Source organism: Klebsiella sp. D-Nf1, assembly GCF_002810515.1.
GTDB lineage: Bacteria > Pseudomonadota > Gammaproteobacteria > Enterobacterales > Enterobacteriaceae > Klebsiella > Klebsiella variicola.
Genome location: NZ_PIOK01000003.1, coordinates 382434 through 399938 on the forward strand (window position 1 = coordinate 382434; position 17505 = coordinate 399938).

Here is a 17505-nt window from a genome sequence, read left to right on the forward strand (position 1 = left end):
GGCCTTTTTTCGTCCCTGATTCCAGTTTCAGCGCATTTTTCTGCGATTGGCTGCAAATGAGCATAGGCTTGCCGGGTATCTCAAAAATTAGCCTTTAAGGCAATTTTTCTTATATGCTAACATCCAGAGGAAGGGAGTCTGATGTTCAGATTGGTTGTGCATGTGGACGTTAAAAAGGAACTGCAGGCGCTTCCGCCCATTGTCCAGGCGAAGATGATCCGGCAAATAGACAAGTTACGCTAAAATCCCACCGCGCTGAGAGAACCTGACAGTAAACCGCTGGGGCAGGGGTTATTTGAAATTCGTGCGTTAGGTTCGGTACAGGGGCGAGGGATCTACGTTTTTCAGCAAGGCAAGACGCTCTTTCTGCTACGGGTTTTTGTCAAGAAAACGCAAAAAACCCCGTCATCGGAAATTCGCCTGGCGCTGAAGCGATTAGAGGAGATGCGCAATGAGTAAAAAGATCATTGACTGGGATACGTTAAAAACAGAACTGCTTAGCCAGCCTGAGGTTCAGGCTGCGTTCGATGCGCAAGAACGTCAACAGCGATTACGTACTATGCTGGCGCAATGGCGCGAGCAGGCGGGGCTGACCCGAGCCCAGGTGGCGCAGAGGATGGGGGTGAGTGCGCCGACGGTCTCCAGAATGGAAGCCAATGTCACCCGCGCCAGTCTGGATACCTTAACGCGATACGCGTTAGCCTGCGGTATAAAGCACCCACAAATTTTACTTTACTAACGCCCTCGGTGGCGATTCACTTACCGGCTCAAATTAACGACAGGTCGCACGGGCCGTAGGTCGGGTAAGCGAAGCGCCACCCGACAAAACAACGGCGCATCGGGCTACGGTTCCGGGGAACAGTGAATGGGTGCGCTCTGCTGCCCTCACCCCGGCCCTCTCCCACAGGGAGATGGAGGAACCGGCAGTTTCAGTCGCGCAAGTGGGTAAATCACCAACAGGTCGCACGAACCCCAGAACGGACAAGGCGTGAGCCGCCGCCCGGCATAAAAGCCGCTCCGCGCCCGCAGCCCCTGCCCGGCGGCGCTGCGCTTGCGCGGGCCTACGGTGAGAGGTAACTATATGATATACATTGTTATGTAGGCCGGGTCAGGCGTAGCCGCCACCCGGCACTGACAAGTGGCACCAGAGGCGCCCGGTGAAAGGCGCCTGGTGAGAGATTAAATCTCGGTGATGGTCGTCGACTGCGGCAGACGCGACTTCGGCAGGGTGGCGTTGAAATCTTCCACGCTATGGTGGCCGACCGGGACCACCACCAGGCTGGTGTAGCCCTGGGCTTTCAGGTCAAATTCCTCATCGAGGATCGCAAAATCGACCCCTTCGATCGGCACGGCATCGAGGCCCATCGCCGCCACGCCCAGCAGGAAATTGCCGACGTTGAGATACACCTGCTTCGCCATCCACTGATCGTCATCTTTCAGCTCTTTGCGGTGCATATCGGCAAAGAACGTACGACCCTTGTGGTTAGCGGCTTTTGCGTCCGGGGTGGCGAAACGGCCATCGGCCTCTTCCTGATCCACCACGCGCTGCAGCCAGGCGTCGTCCATCGCGGTTTTCGCGCAGAACACCACCACGTGCGAGGCGTCGAGAATTTTACGTTCGTTGAACACGTAGGTGCCGCTGGCGGCTTTGGCTACGCGAGCTTTCCCTTCATCGGTGCTGGCGACGATAAAGTGCCACGGCTGGGAGTTGGTGCTAGACGGGCTGTACTGCAGCAGCGTTTTCAGCTGTTCCGCTTCCCCGGCAGTCAGCTTTTTCGTGGCGTCAAAGGCCTTGGTGGAATAGCGCTTCAAAGCGACCGATACGATATCCATAACTCTTCCTCACAGTTTACAGCACCTTACCGGTGCGTTAAGGAGAGGAAGAGTACAGCGAAGATCGCAAAATGATAAGGGTGAAAAATGCGATAACACTTATCGCGTTTGGCTGAAAATCAGCGCGGACGCAGCCGCTGCTGGGCCTTTTTGCTCAGCTTATTCACCACCTGATGCCACGAATCGTCAATCAGCTCGGCCAGCAGATCCTCGCTGATATCCTCTCCCGGCACCACCGTGATCCAGTGTTTCTTGTTCATATGGTAGCCCGGTTCGATACTGCGATAAATTTCCTGATTCAGCAGCGACTTCTGCGGCTCAGCCTTCAGGTTGACCAGCGCCCGGCCGCGAATGGTCATGGTGATCATAAAGATACGGCCATCGACCTTAAACACATCATACTCTGGCCCAAAAGGCCAGCAGTGCTCGGTAAACGGGTAGGTCAGGGCGATACGATGAGCGCAGGGATGCAGCATCTCGGGGGTCATTTGGCGTCAACCTCATGCAGGGCGTTCCACATGGCTTCAAAGCCGAGGGCGATAATCTCCCGGGCGCGCTGCGGATCGTGGCTGGCGAATTCGATGGTGGTCTCCGCCAGCGACAGAAACAGGGCATCGCCAAAGGCGCGGTACGCCTCGCTGAGAAAAATCTCTTTCACCGACAGCTGGCACATTTCGTTGAGCTCCGGGAAGCTCTCTTTTACCTGGCGACGGGTTTCGTCGGTGATGCGCTCGCTGAGCGCCATCCGGCGGATCGCCTTGTGCTCCATCGGGTTGCGCACCCCCCAGTCGATATAGCTGTTCCAGATATTGCGCGCATTCTCTTTCGGGCGCTTTTCGTCCGGATCCAGCCCGGCGATCATCATCCGTACCAGACGCAGCTTAATGGCGAGGTACAGCTCGTTGAGCAACTCATCCTTGGTGGCGAAATAGCGAAACAGCGTCCCCTCGGCCACACCGGCGCTGCGGGCAATGGCCGACGTTGAGGCGGCGATGCCGGACTGGGCGAAAGCCGTGGTGGCAGCTTCCAGTAACGCTTGCTTTTTATCTTCACTCTTTGGACGAGCCACTACTTTTTTCCTCACGCAGGTTTAAACAAACCGCCGATCTTTGCACGTCTGACCAGGTCGCTGCAACGGCGGAACGCAAAAATTGAAAATCGTCTTGACGACTTTCATCACTTTCCTAATAATGAGTGCGTACTCACTCATAATCAAGTTATATCACAAAGCCTCCGGGATGGGGGCTTTTGTCTGGTCAGGATATGAACCGTGTCACTTTTAGCGTGGTCGCCATCATGTTACTCGCAGCAGCAACGACATTGCCGTTTGTCCTCAATGCCGGTTTTGGTAAGGCGCCGCAGGGAGCACAGCTTAGCCAGGTGGAAGCGTCCCCCCACTACCGGGACGGCCAGTTCCATAACCAATTGCCCACGCCAGGGTTCACCGGGCAGAAAAATATGCTGGCGGCGTGGTGGGATTTCCTGATGACCAAACGGGAAAACGCCCGTCCCGCTCAGCCGCTGCCGCTGGTGAAGACCGACCTGGCGACGCTGCCCCTGGGGCAGGATGTGATGGTCTGGCTCGGCCACTCCTCCTGGTACCTGCAGCTGGCGGGAAAACGCATCCTGATCGACCCGGTGTTCAGCGATTACGCGGCGCCGTTCTCCTTTATCAATAAAGCCTTTCCCGGCGACTATCCGTGGCGGGCAGAAGGGATGCCGGATATCGATCTACTGATCATCTCCCACGATCACTACGACCATCTGGATTACGCCACCATCCGCGCCTTGCTGCCGAAAATTAAGCGGGTCATTACGCCGCTGGGTGTCGGATCGCATCTGCGCTACTGGGGGATGGACGGGGCGCTGATTACCGAAGCGGACTGGCAGCAGGCGATACCGGTCAGCGATGAATTCACCGTTCACGTTCTGCCGGCGCGGCACTTTTCCGGCCGTGGGCTGAAGCGTAACCAGACGCTGTGGGCCAGTTTTCTGTTCGTCACCCCGCAGCAAAAAATTTATTACAGCGGCGACAGCGGCTACGGGCCGCACTTCAAAGCGATTGGTGATGAATTTGGTCCGGTTGATCTGGCGATCATGGAGAACGGGCAGTATGACCAGGACTGGAAATATATCCACATGATGCCGGATGAAACGGCTCAGGCTGCCGACGACCTGCGCGCCCGCGCGGTGCTGCCTGGTCATGCAGGACGGTTTGTTCTGGCGAAACACAGCTGGGATGAACCGTATCAACGGCTGGCGGCTGCCAGCGAAGGAAGGGCCTGGCGTCTGCTGACGCCTATGCAGGGCGAGCCGCTGTGGGTCGCCGATAAGACGCAATCATTTAACGCCTGGTGGCGCTAAGCGCCAGTGCAGTTTCAGAGGAGAGAGCATATGACGATTTCCGCTCAGGTGATTGACACTATCGTCGAGTGGATTGATGACAACCTGCATCAACCGCTGCGTATTGATGATATCGCTCGCCATGCCGGGTATTCGAAATGGCATCTGCAACGGCTGTTTTTACAGTACAAGGGAGAGAGCCTCGGGCGCTATATTCGTGAAAGGAAGCTGCTGCTGGCCGCCCGCGATCTGCGCGACACCGATCAGCGGGTCTACGATATCTGCCTGAAGTATGGCTTTGATTCGCAACAGACCTTTACCCGCGTCTTCACCCGGACCTTCAATCAGCCGCCGGGCGCCTACCGTAAAGAAAACCACAGCCGCGCCCACTGAGGCGCGCTCTCCTGGTTTACCGTTCGAGGGAGAACCAGCGACGCCACACCCAGCGCAGCACCAGAAATTCAAGGGTGCCCAGCGCTAAGAACCACAGACAAAACAACACCGTATAGAGCTGGTTGAGATCCATCATATGGAATGTCTCAACCAGCTTTTGCGCCAGCGTCAGGCCCAGCGAAGGCGCGGGCAACAGCAGACAGGAGAGCAGGGCCAGCAGTAAGATCCCGGCGGCGGAGAGAAGCGTTTCCAGCGGATGTTTCATGTCATGTTAATCATCAGTTAAAAAACATATTGTCCGGTAAAATAATGCTTAACGCAATATGCTTTGTTTTTTTACTCTCTATAACACGGCTGTTTTAAATATTATTGCCTGCCTTTCGCTCTCATGTTAATTAATTTGAAATAATTTGTAATTAAGTTAATTGCAGCTGGGTGTAAATTAACGTCATTATTATGCCAGCGCTTTTACAAAACTATAAGTGCTATATCCCACCAGCGTGGCAACAATGATGGCCAGCAGGATGTACAGCGCCAGACGGCGTCCGCGGTAGATTCCAAACATATTTAACCTCGTTTAGTTTTGGTTTATTAATATTCTGTAATATTTAACTTGTGAATTAACTTATCACACATTTTGTATTTTGCGAAAAATTTAGGCGGATATTTGATCACATTTTTACCGGCTTTTTAGCCACGTTTTACTTCATTGGCCAGGAATGATTTCAGGCTTTCCGACTCACGGAATTTATAAGGAAAATGTAATTTGACCAAGATGAATAACCCAAAGTTTACGACGCCCTCGGGCGACACCGCGCCACGGCAGGTCTGGCAGCAGACCGTTGACGCAGTGCTGGCGCAGACAAAAAGCCAGGCCGCTGGGTTAAATTCCGCAGACGCCGCCGAGCGCCTGAATACCTTTGGTCCGAATGCCCTGCCGGAAAAGAAGGGTAAACCGGGCTGGCTGCGCTTTCTCGCCCACTTTAACGACGTACTGATTTACGTGCTGCTGGCTGCCGCAGCGCTGACCGCCATCATGGGTCACTGGGTCGATACTCTGGTGATCCTCGGCGTGACGGTGATTAACGCCCTGATCGGCCATATCCAGGAGAGCAACGCCGAAAAATCCCTGCAGGGGATCCGCAACATGCTCTCCAGCGATGCCCGCGTCCAGCGTAACGGCAAACATGAGACTATCCCGACGCGCGACCTGGTTCCGGGGGACATCGTTATCCTGCGCGCCGGCGACCGCGTACCGGCGGACATGCGCCTGATTGAAACGCACAACCTGCGGGTGGAAGAGGCGATCCTCACCGGCGAGTCGACGGTGGTGGATAAAATCACCGACGCGCTGGAGGGCGAACTGCCGCTGGGCGACCGGGTGAACATGGTTTTCTCCGGGACGACCATCAGCGCTGGCGGCGGCGCCGGCGTGGTGACCGCCACCGGCGCACAGACCGAACTCGGCCATATCAACCAGATGATGGCGGGTATTGAGAAGCACCGTACCCCGCTGCTGGTGCAGATGGATAAGCTCGGCAAAGCGATTTTTGTCATTATCCTCGCCATGATGGTGGCGCTGTTTATCTTTAGCCTCGCGCTGCGGGATATTCCGATGGGCGAGCTGCTGCTGTCGCTGATTAGCCTGGCGGTGGCCGCGGTACCGGAGGGGCTGCCGGCGATCATCTCGATTATTCTGTCGCTGGGCGTGCAGACGATGGCGCGCAAGCGGGCGATTATTCGTAAGCTGCCGACCGTGGAAACTCTCGGCGCCATGACCGTGGTCTGCTCGGATAAAACCGGCACCCTGACGATGAACGAAATGACCGTCAAAGCGATCATCACTGCAGACTGCTGCTACCGGGTGGAAGGCGACAGCTATGAGCCGCAGGGACGGATCTTCCTTGAGGGGAGCGACGAGCCCGTGCAGGTTCAGCCCGGCACCGTGCTGGAGACCTGGCTGCGCGCCATCGACCTGTGTAACGACAGCCAGCTTACCCAGGATGAGCGCGGTCTGTGGGGGATCACCGGCGGGCCGACCGAAGGGGCGCTGAAGGTGCTGGCGGCGAAAGCGCAGCTCCCGGCGGTGGAGGCCCGTCTGGTGGCCAAGATCCCCTTTGACTCACAGTACAAATATATGTCGACCCTGCAGCACATCGATGGCGAGGCCCGGGTGCTGATCACCGGTGCGCCGGACGTTATCTTCGCCATGTGCCGCGAGCAGATGAGCCGCCACGGCGCGGTGCCGTTCGAGGCGCACTACTGGGAAGAGGAGATGGCGCGCTTCGCCCGTCAGGGACTGCGCATGGTGGCGGCGGCCTGTAAGCCTGCCAGCCTTGATGCCACCACCCTTAACCATGAGGACCTGCAGGAGGGGCTGATTTTCCTCGGCATCGCCGGGATGATGGATCCCCCGCGTCCGGAAGCCATTGACGCCATCCACGCCTGCCAGACCGCCGGGATCCGCGTGAAGATGATCACTGGCGACCACCCGCAGACGGCGATGAGCATCGGCCAGATGCTGGGGATCACCAACAGCAGCCAGGCCATGACCGGCTACCAGCTGGAGCACATGGACGATGCGGCGCTGGCGAAGGCGGCGGTGGAGTACGACATCTTTGCCCGTACCAGCCCGGAGCATAAGCTGCGCCTGGTGAAAGCCCTGCAGGATAACGGCGAAGTGGTCGGCATGACCGGAGACGGCGTCAACGACGCGCCGGCGCTGCGCCAGGCCGACGTGGGTATCGCCATGGGTATCAAAGGTACCGAAGTCACCAAAGAGGCGGCTGACATGGTGTTGACCGATGATAACTTCGCGACCATCGCCAGCTCGGTAAAAGAGGGCCGTCGGGTCTATGACAACCTGAAGAAGACCATCCTCTTCATCATGCCGACCAACCTGGCGCAGGGGCTGCTGATCATCATCGCCCTGCTGGCGGGGAACATTATTCCGCTGACCCCGGTGCTGATCCTGTGGATGAACATGGCGACGTCGGCGACGCTCTCCTTCGGCCTTGCCTTTGAAGCCGCAGAGCGCAACGTGATGAACCGCCCGCCGCGTAAAACCGGCCAGCACGTGATGGATGGCTTCGCCGTGTGGCGAGTGGCTTTTGTCGGGTCTATGATTGCTATTGCCGCCTTTATCCTTGAGGCCTGGCTGGCGCCGCGCGGCCACAGTCCGGAGTTTATCCGCACCGTGCTGCTGCAGATGCTGGTGACGGCGCAGTGGGTCTACATGATCAACTGCCGCAGCAGCGACAGCTTCTCCTTGAGCATGGGTCTGCTACGCAACAAAGGCATCTGGCTGGTGACCGGTGTCCTGCTGCTGATGCAGCTGGTCATTATCTATGTCCCGCTGATGCAGAGCATGTTTGGTACGGAAGCGCTGCCGCTGCGCTACTGGTTTATCACCCTGGTCATCGGCGTCGCCATGTTCCTGGTGGTGGAAGTTGAGAAGCGCCTGACGCGCCGGTTCCGCAAAACGGCTTGATTGATCTCGCGCGCCTCGCTGCAGGCGCGCGTTACTTTCGCAAGGATCCCCCTATGATTAAAACCTTCCGCTTTGCTCTGCTGGCCTGCGGTCTGGCCGGCGGCGCCCTGACGGCGACCGCTGCGCCGGCGGTGCCGGTCCGCGTCGCCACGGTTGAACTGGCGCCTCATGCTGAAGAACGCGCTATCCCCGGGCGGGTCGAGGCGATCCGCGCCGTCGACATTCGCGCGCGCACCGAAGGGGTGATTGTTCAGCGCCACTTCCAGGATGGCCAGTATGTTACCGAGGGCGACCTGCTGTTTACCCTCGACGACGCGCAGCCCCGCGCGGCACTGGCTCTGGCGCAGGCCGAGCTGAAAAGCGCCGAAGCCTCATTACGTCAGTCGCAGCAACTGCTCACTCGCTACGAGCGGCTCATTAACAACCACTCCATCAGCCGCAACGACGTCGACACGGCCCGGATGCAGCGCGACGTCGCCGCCGCCGCTGTGCAGCAGGCGAAAGCCCGCGTCGAGGCCCAGCAGATTGTGCTCAGCTACACCCGGATTGCAGCGCCGGTGACTGGTCGCGTGGGCCACAGCGCCTTTCACGTCGGGACGCTGATCAATCCATCCAGCGGCGTGCTGGTGGACATCGTGCAGCTGGATCCGGTGCGGGTGTCGTTCGCTCTCGACGAAGCCGCATTTTTCAGCAAAACCGGCCAGCATGCCGACATCCACGCCCTGAAGCAGGCGTGGCTGGCGCAGATTGACGTGGATGGCAAACGGCGCGATGGGGTGTTGACCTCCATCGATAACCGGATTGACGCCCGCACCGGCAGCGTGGCAGTGCGGGCGGAGTTCGCCAATCCGCAGCACCGTCTGCTGCCGGGCGGCAGCGTAACGATCCTGTTCCGTCCGCAGGAACTGCAGTCGCGGGTGATGATCCCGGCCGCCGCCGTGCAGCAGGATCCGCAGGGCTTTTTCAGCTGGGTGCTGAAGCCGGACCAGACCGCCGGGCAGCGTCGTCTGACCCTCGCGGGGCAGCAGGGGCAGCAGTTTGCGGTTGAGAAAGGGCTGCAGGCGGGCGAGCAGGTGATCACCGACGGCGCACAGCGTTTACGCGAAGGCGCCACGGTACAGGTGCTGAACTAAGTAAGGAGAAGGGATGCTGACCTTTTTTATCCGTCGTCCGCGATTTGCCATGGTGATCGCGCTGCTGCTGACCTTTGTCGGCGCGGTGTCGCTGAAGCTGATCCCGGTGGAGCAGTACCCGGCGATCACCCCGCCGGTGGTGAACGTCAGCGCCAGCTGGCCGGGCGCCAGCGCGTCAGATGTGGCGGAAGCCATCGCCGCCCCGCTGGAGACCCAGCTCAACGGCGTCGATCATATGCTGTATATGGAGTCCACCAGCTCGGATGAGGGAACGTACCGCCTGAGCATTACCTTCGCGGCGGGCACCGATGCCGACCTGGCGGCGATCGACGTGCAAAACCGGGTGGCGCAGGCGCTGGCGCAGCTCCCGGCGGAGGTACAGCAGAATGGCGTCCAGGTCCGCAAGCGCGCCAGCAACCTGCTGATGGGGGTGAGCCTCTACTCGCCGCTGGGCACGCTGTCGCCGCTGTTTGTCAGTAACTACGCCAGCACCCAGGTGCGCGAGGCGCTGGCCCGCCTGCCCGGCGTCGGTGAGGTGCAGATGTTTGGCGCCCGGGATTACAGTATGCGCATTTGGCTGCGCCCGGACCGCATGAACGCGCTCAACATCACCACGGATGACGTTGCCCAGGCGCTGCGCGAGCAGAATGTGCAGGGCGCGGCGGGGCAGGTGGGCACCCCGCCGGTATTCAACGGCCAGCAGCAGACGCTGACCATCAACGGGCTGGGGCGTCTGAACGAGGCGGCCAGCTTTGGCGAGATTATCCTCCGCCGCGGCGCGCAGGGGCAGCTGGTTCGCCTTGCCGACGTGGCAACCATTGAGCTGGGCGCCCGCAGCTACAGCTCCGGCGCGCAGCTGAACGGTAAAGCGTCGGCCTATCTGGGGATCTACCCGACGCCCACCGCCAATGCCCTGCAGGTCGCCAGCGCAGTGCGTGCGGAGCTTAACCGCCTGCACACTCGCTTTCCGGCGGATCTCACCTGGGAGGTGAAGTTCGATACCACCCGCTTTGTGGCGGCGACGATCAAAGAGATCGGCGTCTCGCTGGCGCTGACCCTGCTGGCGGTGGTCGTGGTGGTGTCGCTGTTTCTGCAGAGCTGGAGAGCGACGCTGATCGTGGTGCTGGCGATCCCGGTGTCACTGATCGGCACCTTTGCGGTGCTCTATCTGCTGGGCTACAGCGCCAACACCCTCAGCCTGTTCGCGATCATTCTCGCCCTGACGATGGTGGTGGATGACGCCATTGTGGTGGTAGAGAATGTGGAAACCAAAATGGCGGAAGGGCTGGATCGCCTGCAGGCCACCGCCCAGGCGCTGCAGCAGATCGCCGGGCCGGTGATCGCCACGACCCTGGTGCTGCTGGCGGTATTTGTGCCGGTGGCGCTGCTCCCGGGGATCGTCGGCGAGCTGTACCGGCAGTTTGCCGTGACGCTCTCCACCGCGGTGGCCCTGTCGAGCCTGGTGGCGCTAACCCTGACGCCGGCCCTCTGCGCACTGCTGCTGCGCCCGCGTCCCGCCCAGCCAGCGGCGGTGTGGCGGGCATTTAACCGTCTTCTCGACGGTACCCGCGACGGCTATGGCCGGCTGGTGGGCTGGATGAACCGCCGCCCCTGGCTGGCGCTGGCGGCGACGGTGGCGGCAGGCGCGCTGGTGGCGTTCAGCTTCACCTCGATGCCGAAAGGCTTCCTGCCGCAGGAAGATCAGGGTTACCTGTTTGCCAGCGTGCAGCTGCCGGAGGCGGCGTCGCTGGAGCGTACCGAAGCGGTGATGGCCCAGGCGCGCAAGCTGCTGATGGCTAACCCGGCGGTGGAGGATGTGATTCAGGTGTCCGGGTTCAACATTCTCAACGGCACCAGCGCCTCTAACGGCGGGTTTATCTCGGTGATGCTCAAGGACTGGCATCAGCGGCCGCCGCTGGATGCGGTGATGGCGGATATCCAGCGCCAGCTGCTGTCGCTGCCGGAGGCGACGATCATGACCTTCGCGCCGCCGACCCTGCCGGGCCTGGGCAATGCCTCGGGATTTGACCTGCGCATCCTGGCGCAGGCCGGTCAGTCGTCGGCGGAGCTGGAGCAGGTGACGCGGGAGATCCTCCAGCTGGCGAACCAGCATCCTCAGCTGAGCCGGGTGTTTACCACCTGGAGCAGCAACGTGCCGCAGCTGTCTCTGACGGTCGACCGCGACCGGGCGGCGCTGCTGGATGTGCCGGTGGCGCAGATTTTCAGCAGCCTGCAGACGGCGTTCGGCGGCACGCGCGCCGGCGATTTCAGCCGTAACAATCGTGTCTATCATGTGGTGATGCAAAATGAGATGCAGTGGCGCGAGCGGGCAGAGCAGATTAGCGAGCTGTACGTCCGCAGCCGCGACGGCGAGCGGGTGCGGCTGAGCAATCTGGTCACCATTACGCCGACGGTGGGGGCGCCGTTTATTCAGCAGTACAATCAGTTCCCGTCCGTTTCAGTGAGCGGTTCAGCGGCCGAGGGGGTCAGCAGCCGCACGGCGATGGCGGCCATGGAGCAGATTTTGCAGGCCCATCTGCCGCCGGGATATGACTATGCCTGGAGCGGGATTTCCTGGCAGGAGCAGCAGACCGGCAATCAGGCGGTGTGGATCGTGCTGGCGGCGGTAGCGATGGCGTGGCTGTTCCTGGTGGCGCAGTATGAGAGCTGGACGCTGCCGGCGAGCGTCATGCTCTCGGTGCTGTTCGCCATCGGCGGAGCGCTGCTCTGGCTGTGGACCGCGGGCTATGCCAACGATGTGTATGTTCAGATAGGGCTGGTGCTGCTGATTGCTCTGGCAGCGAAGAACGCGATTCTGATTGTTGAATTCGCCCGCAGCCGGCGCGAGGAGGGGCTGTCGATAGTTGACGCTGCGCGCGAGGGGGCCACCCGCCGCTTCCGCGCGGTGATGATGACCGCGGTGTCGTTTATTATCGGCATTATGCCGATGATGCTCGCCACCGGCGCCGGGGCGCAGAGCCGGCGGATCATCGGCACCACGGTATTCAGCGGTATGCTGGTGGCGACGATGATTGGCATCCTGTTTATCCCGTCGCTGTATGTGCTGTTTCAGCGTATGCGTGAGTGGGCGCATCGGCGGGGGTAAGCGTTGCGCCACAGCGTCTGCCTGTCGATCCCCTCTCCCTGTGGGAGAGGGTTAGGGTGAGGGGGATTTTCCGTTCACGTCGCGTTTGGCCTTATCTGCCGGAGCAACAGCGTCTGCCGGGCGGTCCCCTCTCCCTGTGGGAGAGGGTTAGGGTGAGGGGGAATTTTCCGTTCACGTTGCGTTTGGCCTTATCTGCCGGAGCAACAGCGTCTGCCGGGCGGTCCCCTCTCCCTGTGGGAGAGGGTTAGGGTGAGGGGGAATTTTCCGTTCACGTTGCGTTTGGCAGAAAAGGGTAGTCCTTCGCTGGTGAACGGGTAAGGACGGCGGGCACGGCGCCGCTTTTGTGCCGGGCGCCCGCTACTTCCTCTCCACCGTTATCATGGTCACGAACGGATGATACTGCCACGGCACGCTGGCGCCTTTGCGGTACATCTTCGACAGCGTGCCGTCGAGATAGAGCATCTGCCGTATCCCGAGCTTTGACTGCGCATAGCAGGCAAAATCATAGAAGTTGGTCTCGCGCTCGCTGAGCATAAACACCACCCGGCCCTGCTTATCGATACCCACCCCGTTACGCAGCTTGCGCGAACTGGCGGAGGGCTTCAGCCACCAGTTGATAGCGCCATTTTCAATCAGCATTGGGCCGGACTGCACCGCATAGCGGATGGCGGGAGAGGGTTTGTACGCCGGCAGCGGCACGATTTTCGCCCGGTTGTTCGCCACCAGGAACACGCCGCCGGGGCGGATAAAGAAGTTCCCGCCGCCGGCGGAACGGTTTACCGGCGTCAGCCGTTTGCCGTCTTCGATATACAGCCCCAGCGGCGCGTAGGCTTTATCGTAAATGCCGCCGTTCATCGCCATCTGTACCCGGCCATCGCCATCAATACCCGCCAGCAGCGAACGCAGGGAACCCCAGGCTTTGCCGTGCCGATCCTGCCAGTACATCGCAATGCGCTCTTTCTGCGCATCCACCCGATAGCTCTGCAGGGTCAGCGTCGGGTCGGTGAGGGTACAGGCGGCGCTGGCGACGGCGGCCAGGGGCAGCAGCGCCAGGGGGAGCAGGCAACGTAATAACATGGGCAGTCCTTTCTATGGTCTGCGCCGAGTATACCCGCCTCGCTGCCTTATGCCGCCCAAATCTCACAGTGTTTTTGCACCAGGCCGGAAAGCGAACCGCCGTTGGCGATAAAGTCGCGCATCTGTTGCGCTTCGCTGTGCGGCGATTTCGCCTGGCGGACCACCGCTTCCAGCGCCGCCGTCGCCTTCAGCTGATGGGCGAAGGGGGCCAGCCGGTCGGCGAGCTGCAGGATCTCCTGGCGGATGCTGCGCTGCTCTCCGCTGTGCACGTCGGTGAGGGTCCCGTCCAGCCCATAGCGGCACGCCTGATAGCGGTTAAAGGGGTACAGCAGATAATCGTCAGGCTGGTGCTTAAAAGGGCGCTCCGTCAACAACCAGCAGGCCAGGGTCTGAATAAAGCCGGCGATATGGATCGCCTGGGCGAGGGTCAGGGGGGTATCCATCACCCGCACCTCAACGGTACCAAACTGCGGGCTGGGGCGAATATCCCAGTGCAGATCCTTCATGCTGTCGATCATGCTGGTGTAGCTCAGCTGGCGGAACAGGCGACGAAACCCCTGCCAGTCTGCCACCCACGGCATCGGACCGTTGTCGGGATAGGAGGAGAAGCGGTTCAGGCGTGAACAGGCGAAGCGGCTGTCGGTACTGTCAAACCACGGCGAGGCGGCGTTAAGGGCGATGAAGTGCGGCACAAAGCGCGACAGGCCGTGCAGCAGATAGAGGGCGTCGTCGCCGCTCTGGCAGCCGACGTGCACATGCTGGCCAAAGACCGTGGCCTGCTGCGCCAGATAGCCAAAATGCTCGACGGTTTTGACATAGCGCGGATTGTCGCTGATTTGCTGGCGCTGCCAGGCATGAAAGGGGTGCGAACCGCCGCCGCAGATCTGCAGATGATGGCGCAGCGCCGCGCGCTGAACCGCCTGCTGGATGGCGCTGAGCTGGGTTTGGGCATGGCTGATGTCGCGGCACACCCCGGTGGCGATCTCCAGCATGCTCTCGGTGATGTCATGTTTGGCTTCTCCCACGGTCAACTGATGCTGAACGTCGGCAATCAGCGTCGAGGCATCCTGGCTGAGGTCGTAACCCGGCGGGTTCACCACCTGCAGCTCCAGTTCGATACCGAGGGTAAAAGGATCGGAGCGGTGAAAATCGGCTAAAGGCATAGTCTCTCCCGGTCGATGTGTTCCCTGAAGTATAGAAGGGATTGATCCCGACGGATAATACGCGGCGGCGGAGGACGGGGATGAATAAAAAGTGACGCAGCGTGATTATTTGAAATTTGCCATATAGCGGCTGGTGCAATTCTGCAACATATTTCCCGCTGGCGGTGCGGCGGAATAAGGCGCAATTATTTTCCCATAATTATCATGGTGATAATATAAGTCCTTCTTATTTTACCGGTCGGTTTTGGCCTATTTTCGTCCGCGTAAGAGCTGGTACGCATTTTGCCTGTTAATCCGTGACACTTTATTTAACAGGGATCATGTGATGCACAAAAAGACGTTATTTTCGCGTGCCGGTCGTCTCGCCGTGGCGGTGAGCGGCGCACTGGCCCTGGCGGGCGCCGCCTTACCTGCCAACGCCTCCACGCTGCGGATCGCCATGACCGCCGCGGATATTCCGTTAACCCTTGGCCAGCCGGATCAAGGCTATGAGGGCAACCGCTTTACCGGCATCCCGCTGTACGACGCGCTGGTGGAGTGGGATCTGTCGCAAGGTGAAAAGCCCAGCGGTCTGGTGCCGGGGCTGGCGACCGAGTGGCACATCGATCCGCAGAACACCAGCCGCTGGATTTTCACCCTGCGTCCGGGCGTCAGGTTCCATGATGGGACGGAGGTGAACGCCGACGCCATCGTCTGGAACGTGGATAAGGTGCTGAATAAAGCGGCGCCGCAGTACGCCCCGGGCCAGATCGGCAACACCCTGTCGCGCATGCCGACTCTCACCGGCGCAGAGAAAATTGACGACCACACTGTGGCGCTGACCACCTCGGAACCAGACGCGCTGCTGCCGTACAACATCACCAACCTGTTTATCGTCTCGCCGACGGCGTGGCAGAAGCAATATGATGCGGTGCCGGCCAGCGCGGGAGATAGCGCCGCGCGCAGCAAACAGGCGTGGACCGCCTTCGCCGCCCACGCGGTGGGCAGCGGCCCGTTCAAACTGGAGAAACTGGTGCCGCGTCAGCAGCTGATCCTCGATAAAAACCCCGACTACTGGAACAAAGATCGCATTCCCCGGGTGGATAAAGTGGTGCTGATCCCCTTGCCGGAGGCCAACGCCCGTACCGCGGCGCTGCTGTCGAAGCAGGTGGACTGGATTGAAGCCCCGGCGCCGGACGCCATCGATCAGATCAAGTCTCAGGGTTTTCACCTCTACGCCAATACCCAGCCGCACCTGTGGCCCTGGCAGTTCTCCTTTGAAAAAGGATCGCCGTGGCAGGACATCCGCGTGCGCAAAGCGGCCAACCTGTGTCTGAACCGCGCCGAGCTGAAGAGCTACCTCGGCGGCTACATGACCGAGGCCACCGGGGTCTACGAGGCTGACAGCCCGTGGCATGGCAAACCCACCTTCCAGATCAAATATGACCCGGACACCGCCCGCCAGCTAATGACCGAGGCCGGATACAGCGCCAGCAAGCCGCTGCACGTCACGGTGGCCACCTCGGCCTCCGGCTCCGGGCAGATGCAGCCCTTGCCGATGAACGAGTATATCCAGCAGAGCCTGAAGAGCTGCTTCTTCAATGTGGATATCAAAGTGGTGGAATGGAACACCCTGTTTACCAACTGGCGCCTGGGTGCCCGGGATCCCTCGGCGAAAGGGATCGATGCGATCAACGTCAGCGCCGCGGTTAACGATCCTTACTTTGGCCTGATCCGCTTCTCGACCGCCAAAGCGTTTCCGCCGGTGGCGACCAACTGGGGTTACTTCTCCACTCCGGAGACAGAGAAGCTGGCTGCCGCCGTCAAGCACGCCTTTACCCCGGCGGAGATGAACAAAGCGGCCGGTGAGCTGCACGCCGCGTTGGTGGATCAGGTGCCGTTCCTGTTTGTCGCCCACGACGTCGGGCCGCGCGCGATTTCCCCTGCGGTGACCGGGGTGGTGCAACCGCAGAGCTGGTTTATCGACCTCAGCCTGGTGAGCAAAAAAGAGTAATCGTGAAAGGGGCGACCGATGATCAATACGCTGCTATACCGCATTCTGCTGGCTATCCCCACCATGCTTGGGGTGGCGGTGATCTGTTTCATGCTGGTGCAGATCGCTCCGGGCGACCCGTTGGTGTCGGTGATGCCGCCGGACGCCTCGGAGGCGCTGCGTCAGACATTAATGCAGGCTTACGGCTTTGATAAGCCGCTGCCCCTGCAGTTTATCCACTGGCTGTGGCGGGCGCTGCATGGCGACCTTGGTATGTCGGTCGCCACCGGCCGCCCGGTGATAGACGAAGTGATGACCGCGGTGGCGTACTCCCTGCGCCTGGCGCTGCTGGCGACGGCGATCGGCTTCGTCCTCGGCAGCCTGTTCGGCTTTGTCGCCGGCTATTTTCGCAACAGCGTCATTGACCGTCTGGCCTCGGTGTTGTCGGTATTTGGCGTCAGCGTGCCGCACTACTGGCTGGGGATGCTGCTGGTGATCCTCTGCAGCGTTAAGTTCGCGCTGCTGCCGGCCACCGGCGGCGGGCCGATAGGCGAGGTGGGCTGGCAATGGGACTGGGCGCACCTGCAGTTCATGCTGCTGCCAGCCCTCACCTTGTCGGTGATCCCCACCGGGATTATCGCCCGCACCGTGCGCTCGCAGGTGGCCGATATCCTCAGCCAGGAGTTTATCGTTGGCCTGCGCGCTCGCGGGCTCAACGAGTCGCGCATCTTTGTCCACGTCATGAAAAATGCCGCGCCCACCGCGCTGGCGGTGATGGGGCTGCAGGTGGGCTATCTGATGGGCGGATCGATCCTTGTGGAGACCGTTTTCTCCTGGCCGGGAACCGGATTGCTGCTCAATACCGCCATTTTTCAGCGCGACCTGCCCCTGCTGCAGGGCACCATCTGGGTGCTGGCGCTGTTTTTCGTGCTGCTCAACCTGCTGGTGGATATTCTGCAGACCACCCTCGACCCGCGTATTAAGAGGAGCTGACC

Annotated in this window: 14 protein-coding genes and 1 pseudogene; 9 read left to right on the top strand and 6 right to left on the bottom strand. The window is 60.5% G+C overall.

The annotated features are described in order from the left end of the window. Positions 1–141 precede the first annotated feature (141 nt). Positions 142–459: pseudogene (locus CWM54_RS15640) on the top strand (type II toxin-antitoxin system RelE/ParE family toxin). Then, entirely contained in the window at positions 452–739 is a 288-nt protein-coding gene (locus tag CWM54_RS15645; protein WP_023322192.1) for a helix-turn-helix domain-containing protein, read from the top strand. Before CWM54_RS15640 ends, CWM54_RS15645 begins: the two are co-directional and overlap by 8 nt. 440 nt (positions 740–1179) lie before the next feature. Here the strand turns inward: CWM54_RS15645 and nfsB are convergent, their stop codons facing one another. From nfsB to CWM54_RS15665, 3 genes are all read right to left on the bottom strand, one after another. Further along, complete coding sequence (gene nfsB, locus CWM54_RS15655) at positions 1180–1833, bottom strand: oxygen-insensitive NAD(P)H nitroreductase (protein ID WP_004178896.1); 654 nt, start codon at positions 1831–1833, stop codon at positions 1180–1182. A gap of 119 nt (positions 1834–1952) precedes the next feature. Further along, positions 1953–2321, bottom strand: a complete 369-nt coding sequence (locus tag CWM54_RS15660; protein WP_008805536.1) for an MmcQ/YjbR family DNA-binding protein — start codon at positions 2319–2321, stop codon at positions 1953–1955. Next, positions 2318–2902 carry a TetR/AcrR family transcriptional regulator gene (locus CWM54_RS15665; RefSeq protein WP_100681990.1) on the bottom strand — a complete coding sequence of 195 codons (585 nt, stop codon included), beginning with the start codon at positions 2900–2902 and terminating at the stop codon, positions 2318–2320. Before CWM54_RS15665 ends, CWM54_RS15660 begins: the two co-directional genes overlap by 4 nt. Before the next feature lie 179 nt (positions 2903–3081). On the opposite strand from CWM54_RS15665, the gene CWM54_RS15670 reads away from it, so the two are divergent. Then, on the top strand, positions 3082–4197 hold the full coding sequence (locus tag CWM54_RS15670) for an MBL fold metallo-hydrolase (RefSeq protein ID WP_162493283.1): 1116 nt from the start codon (positions 3082–3084) through the stop codon (positions 4195–4197). 30 nt (positions 4198–4227) lie between these two features. Beyond that, positions 4228–4569 carry a RamA family antibiotic efflux transcriptional regulator gene (locus CWM54_RS15675; RefSeq protein WP_002893035.1) on the top strand — a complete coding sequence of 114 codons (342 nt, stop codon included), beginning with the start codon at positions 4228–4230 and terminating at the stop codon, positions 4567–4569. 16 nt (positions 4570–4585) lie between these two features. On the opposite strand, the gene CWM54_RS15680 is transcribed toward CWM54_RS15675, so the two are convergent. Next, complete coding sequence (locus tag CWM54_RS15680; protein ID WP_008805539.1) at positions 4586–4834, bottom strand: DUF1158 domain-containing protein; 249 nt, start codon at positions 4832–4834, stop codon at positions 4586–4588. Positions 4835–5335: 501 nt separating this feature from the next. Between CWM54_RS15680 and CWM54_RS15690 the strand changes: the two genes are divergently transcribed. From CWM54_RS15690 to CWM54_RS15700, 3 genes are read left to right on the top strand one after another with little or no spacing between them, the layout of a single operon-like run. After that, positions 5336–8059 carry a cation-transporting P-type ATPase gene (locus CWM54_RS15690; protein WP_165785934.1) on the top strand — a complete coding sequence of 908 codons (2724 nt, stop codon included), beginning with the start codon at positions 5336–5338 and terminating at the stop codon, positions 8057–8059. A 53-nt stretch (positions 8060–8112) separates the two neighbouring features. Next, on the top strand, positions 8113–9192 hold the full coding sequence (locus CWM54_RS15695; RefSeq protein ID WP_100681992.1) for an efflux RND transporter periplasmic adaptor subunit: 1080 nt from the start codon (positions 8113–8115) through the stop codon (positions 9190–9192). A gap of 13 nt (positions 9193–9205) precedes the next feature. Beyond that, positions 9206–12298, top strand: coding sequence for an efflux RND transporter permease subunit (locus CWM54_RS15700; RefSeq protein ID WP_061155425.1), 3093 nt, complete (start codon positions 9206–9208; stop codon positions 12296–12298). Positions 12299–12655: 357 nt separating this feature from the next. On the opposite strand, the gene CWM54_RS15705 is transcribed toward CWM54_RS15700, so the two are convergent. Then, positions 12656–13375 carry a phosphodiester glycosidase family protein gene (locus tag CWM54_RS15705; protein ID WP_100697726.1) on the bottom strand — a complete coding sequence of 240 codons (720 nt, stop codon included), beginning with the start codon at positions 13373–13375 and terminating at the stop codon, positions 12656–12658. 47 nt (positions 13376–13422) lie between these two features. Next, positions 13423–14538 carry a YbdK family carboxylate-amine ligase gene (locus tag CWM54_RS15710; protein ID WP_061155423.1) on the bottom strand — a complete coding sequence of 372 codons (1116 nt, stop codon included), beginning with the start codon at positions 14536–14538 and terminating at the stop codon, positions 13423–13425. Positions 14539–14863: 325 nt separating this feature from the next. Between CWM54_RS15710 and CWM54_RS15715 the strand changes: the two genes are divergently transcribed. Continuing rightward, positions 14864–16531, top strand: a complete 1668-nt coding sequence (locus CWM54_RS15715; protein WP_012542518.1) for an ABC transporter substrate-binding protein — start codon at positions 14864–14866, stop codon at positions 16529–16531. Between the two features lie 18 nt (positions 16532–16549). Further along, on the top strand, positions 16550–17503 hold the full coding sequence (locus CWM54_RS15720; RefSeq protein WP_004178910.1) for an ABC transporter permease: 954 nt from the start codon (positions 16550–16552) through the stop codon (positions 17501–17503). Positions 17504–17505: the final 2 nt, after the last annotated feature.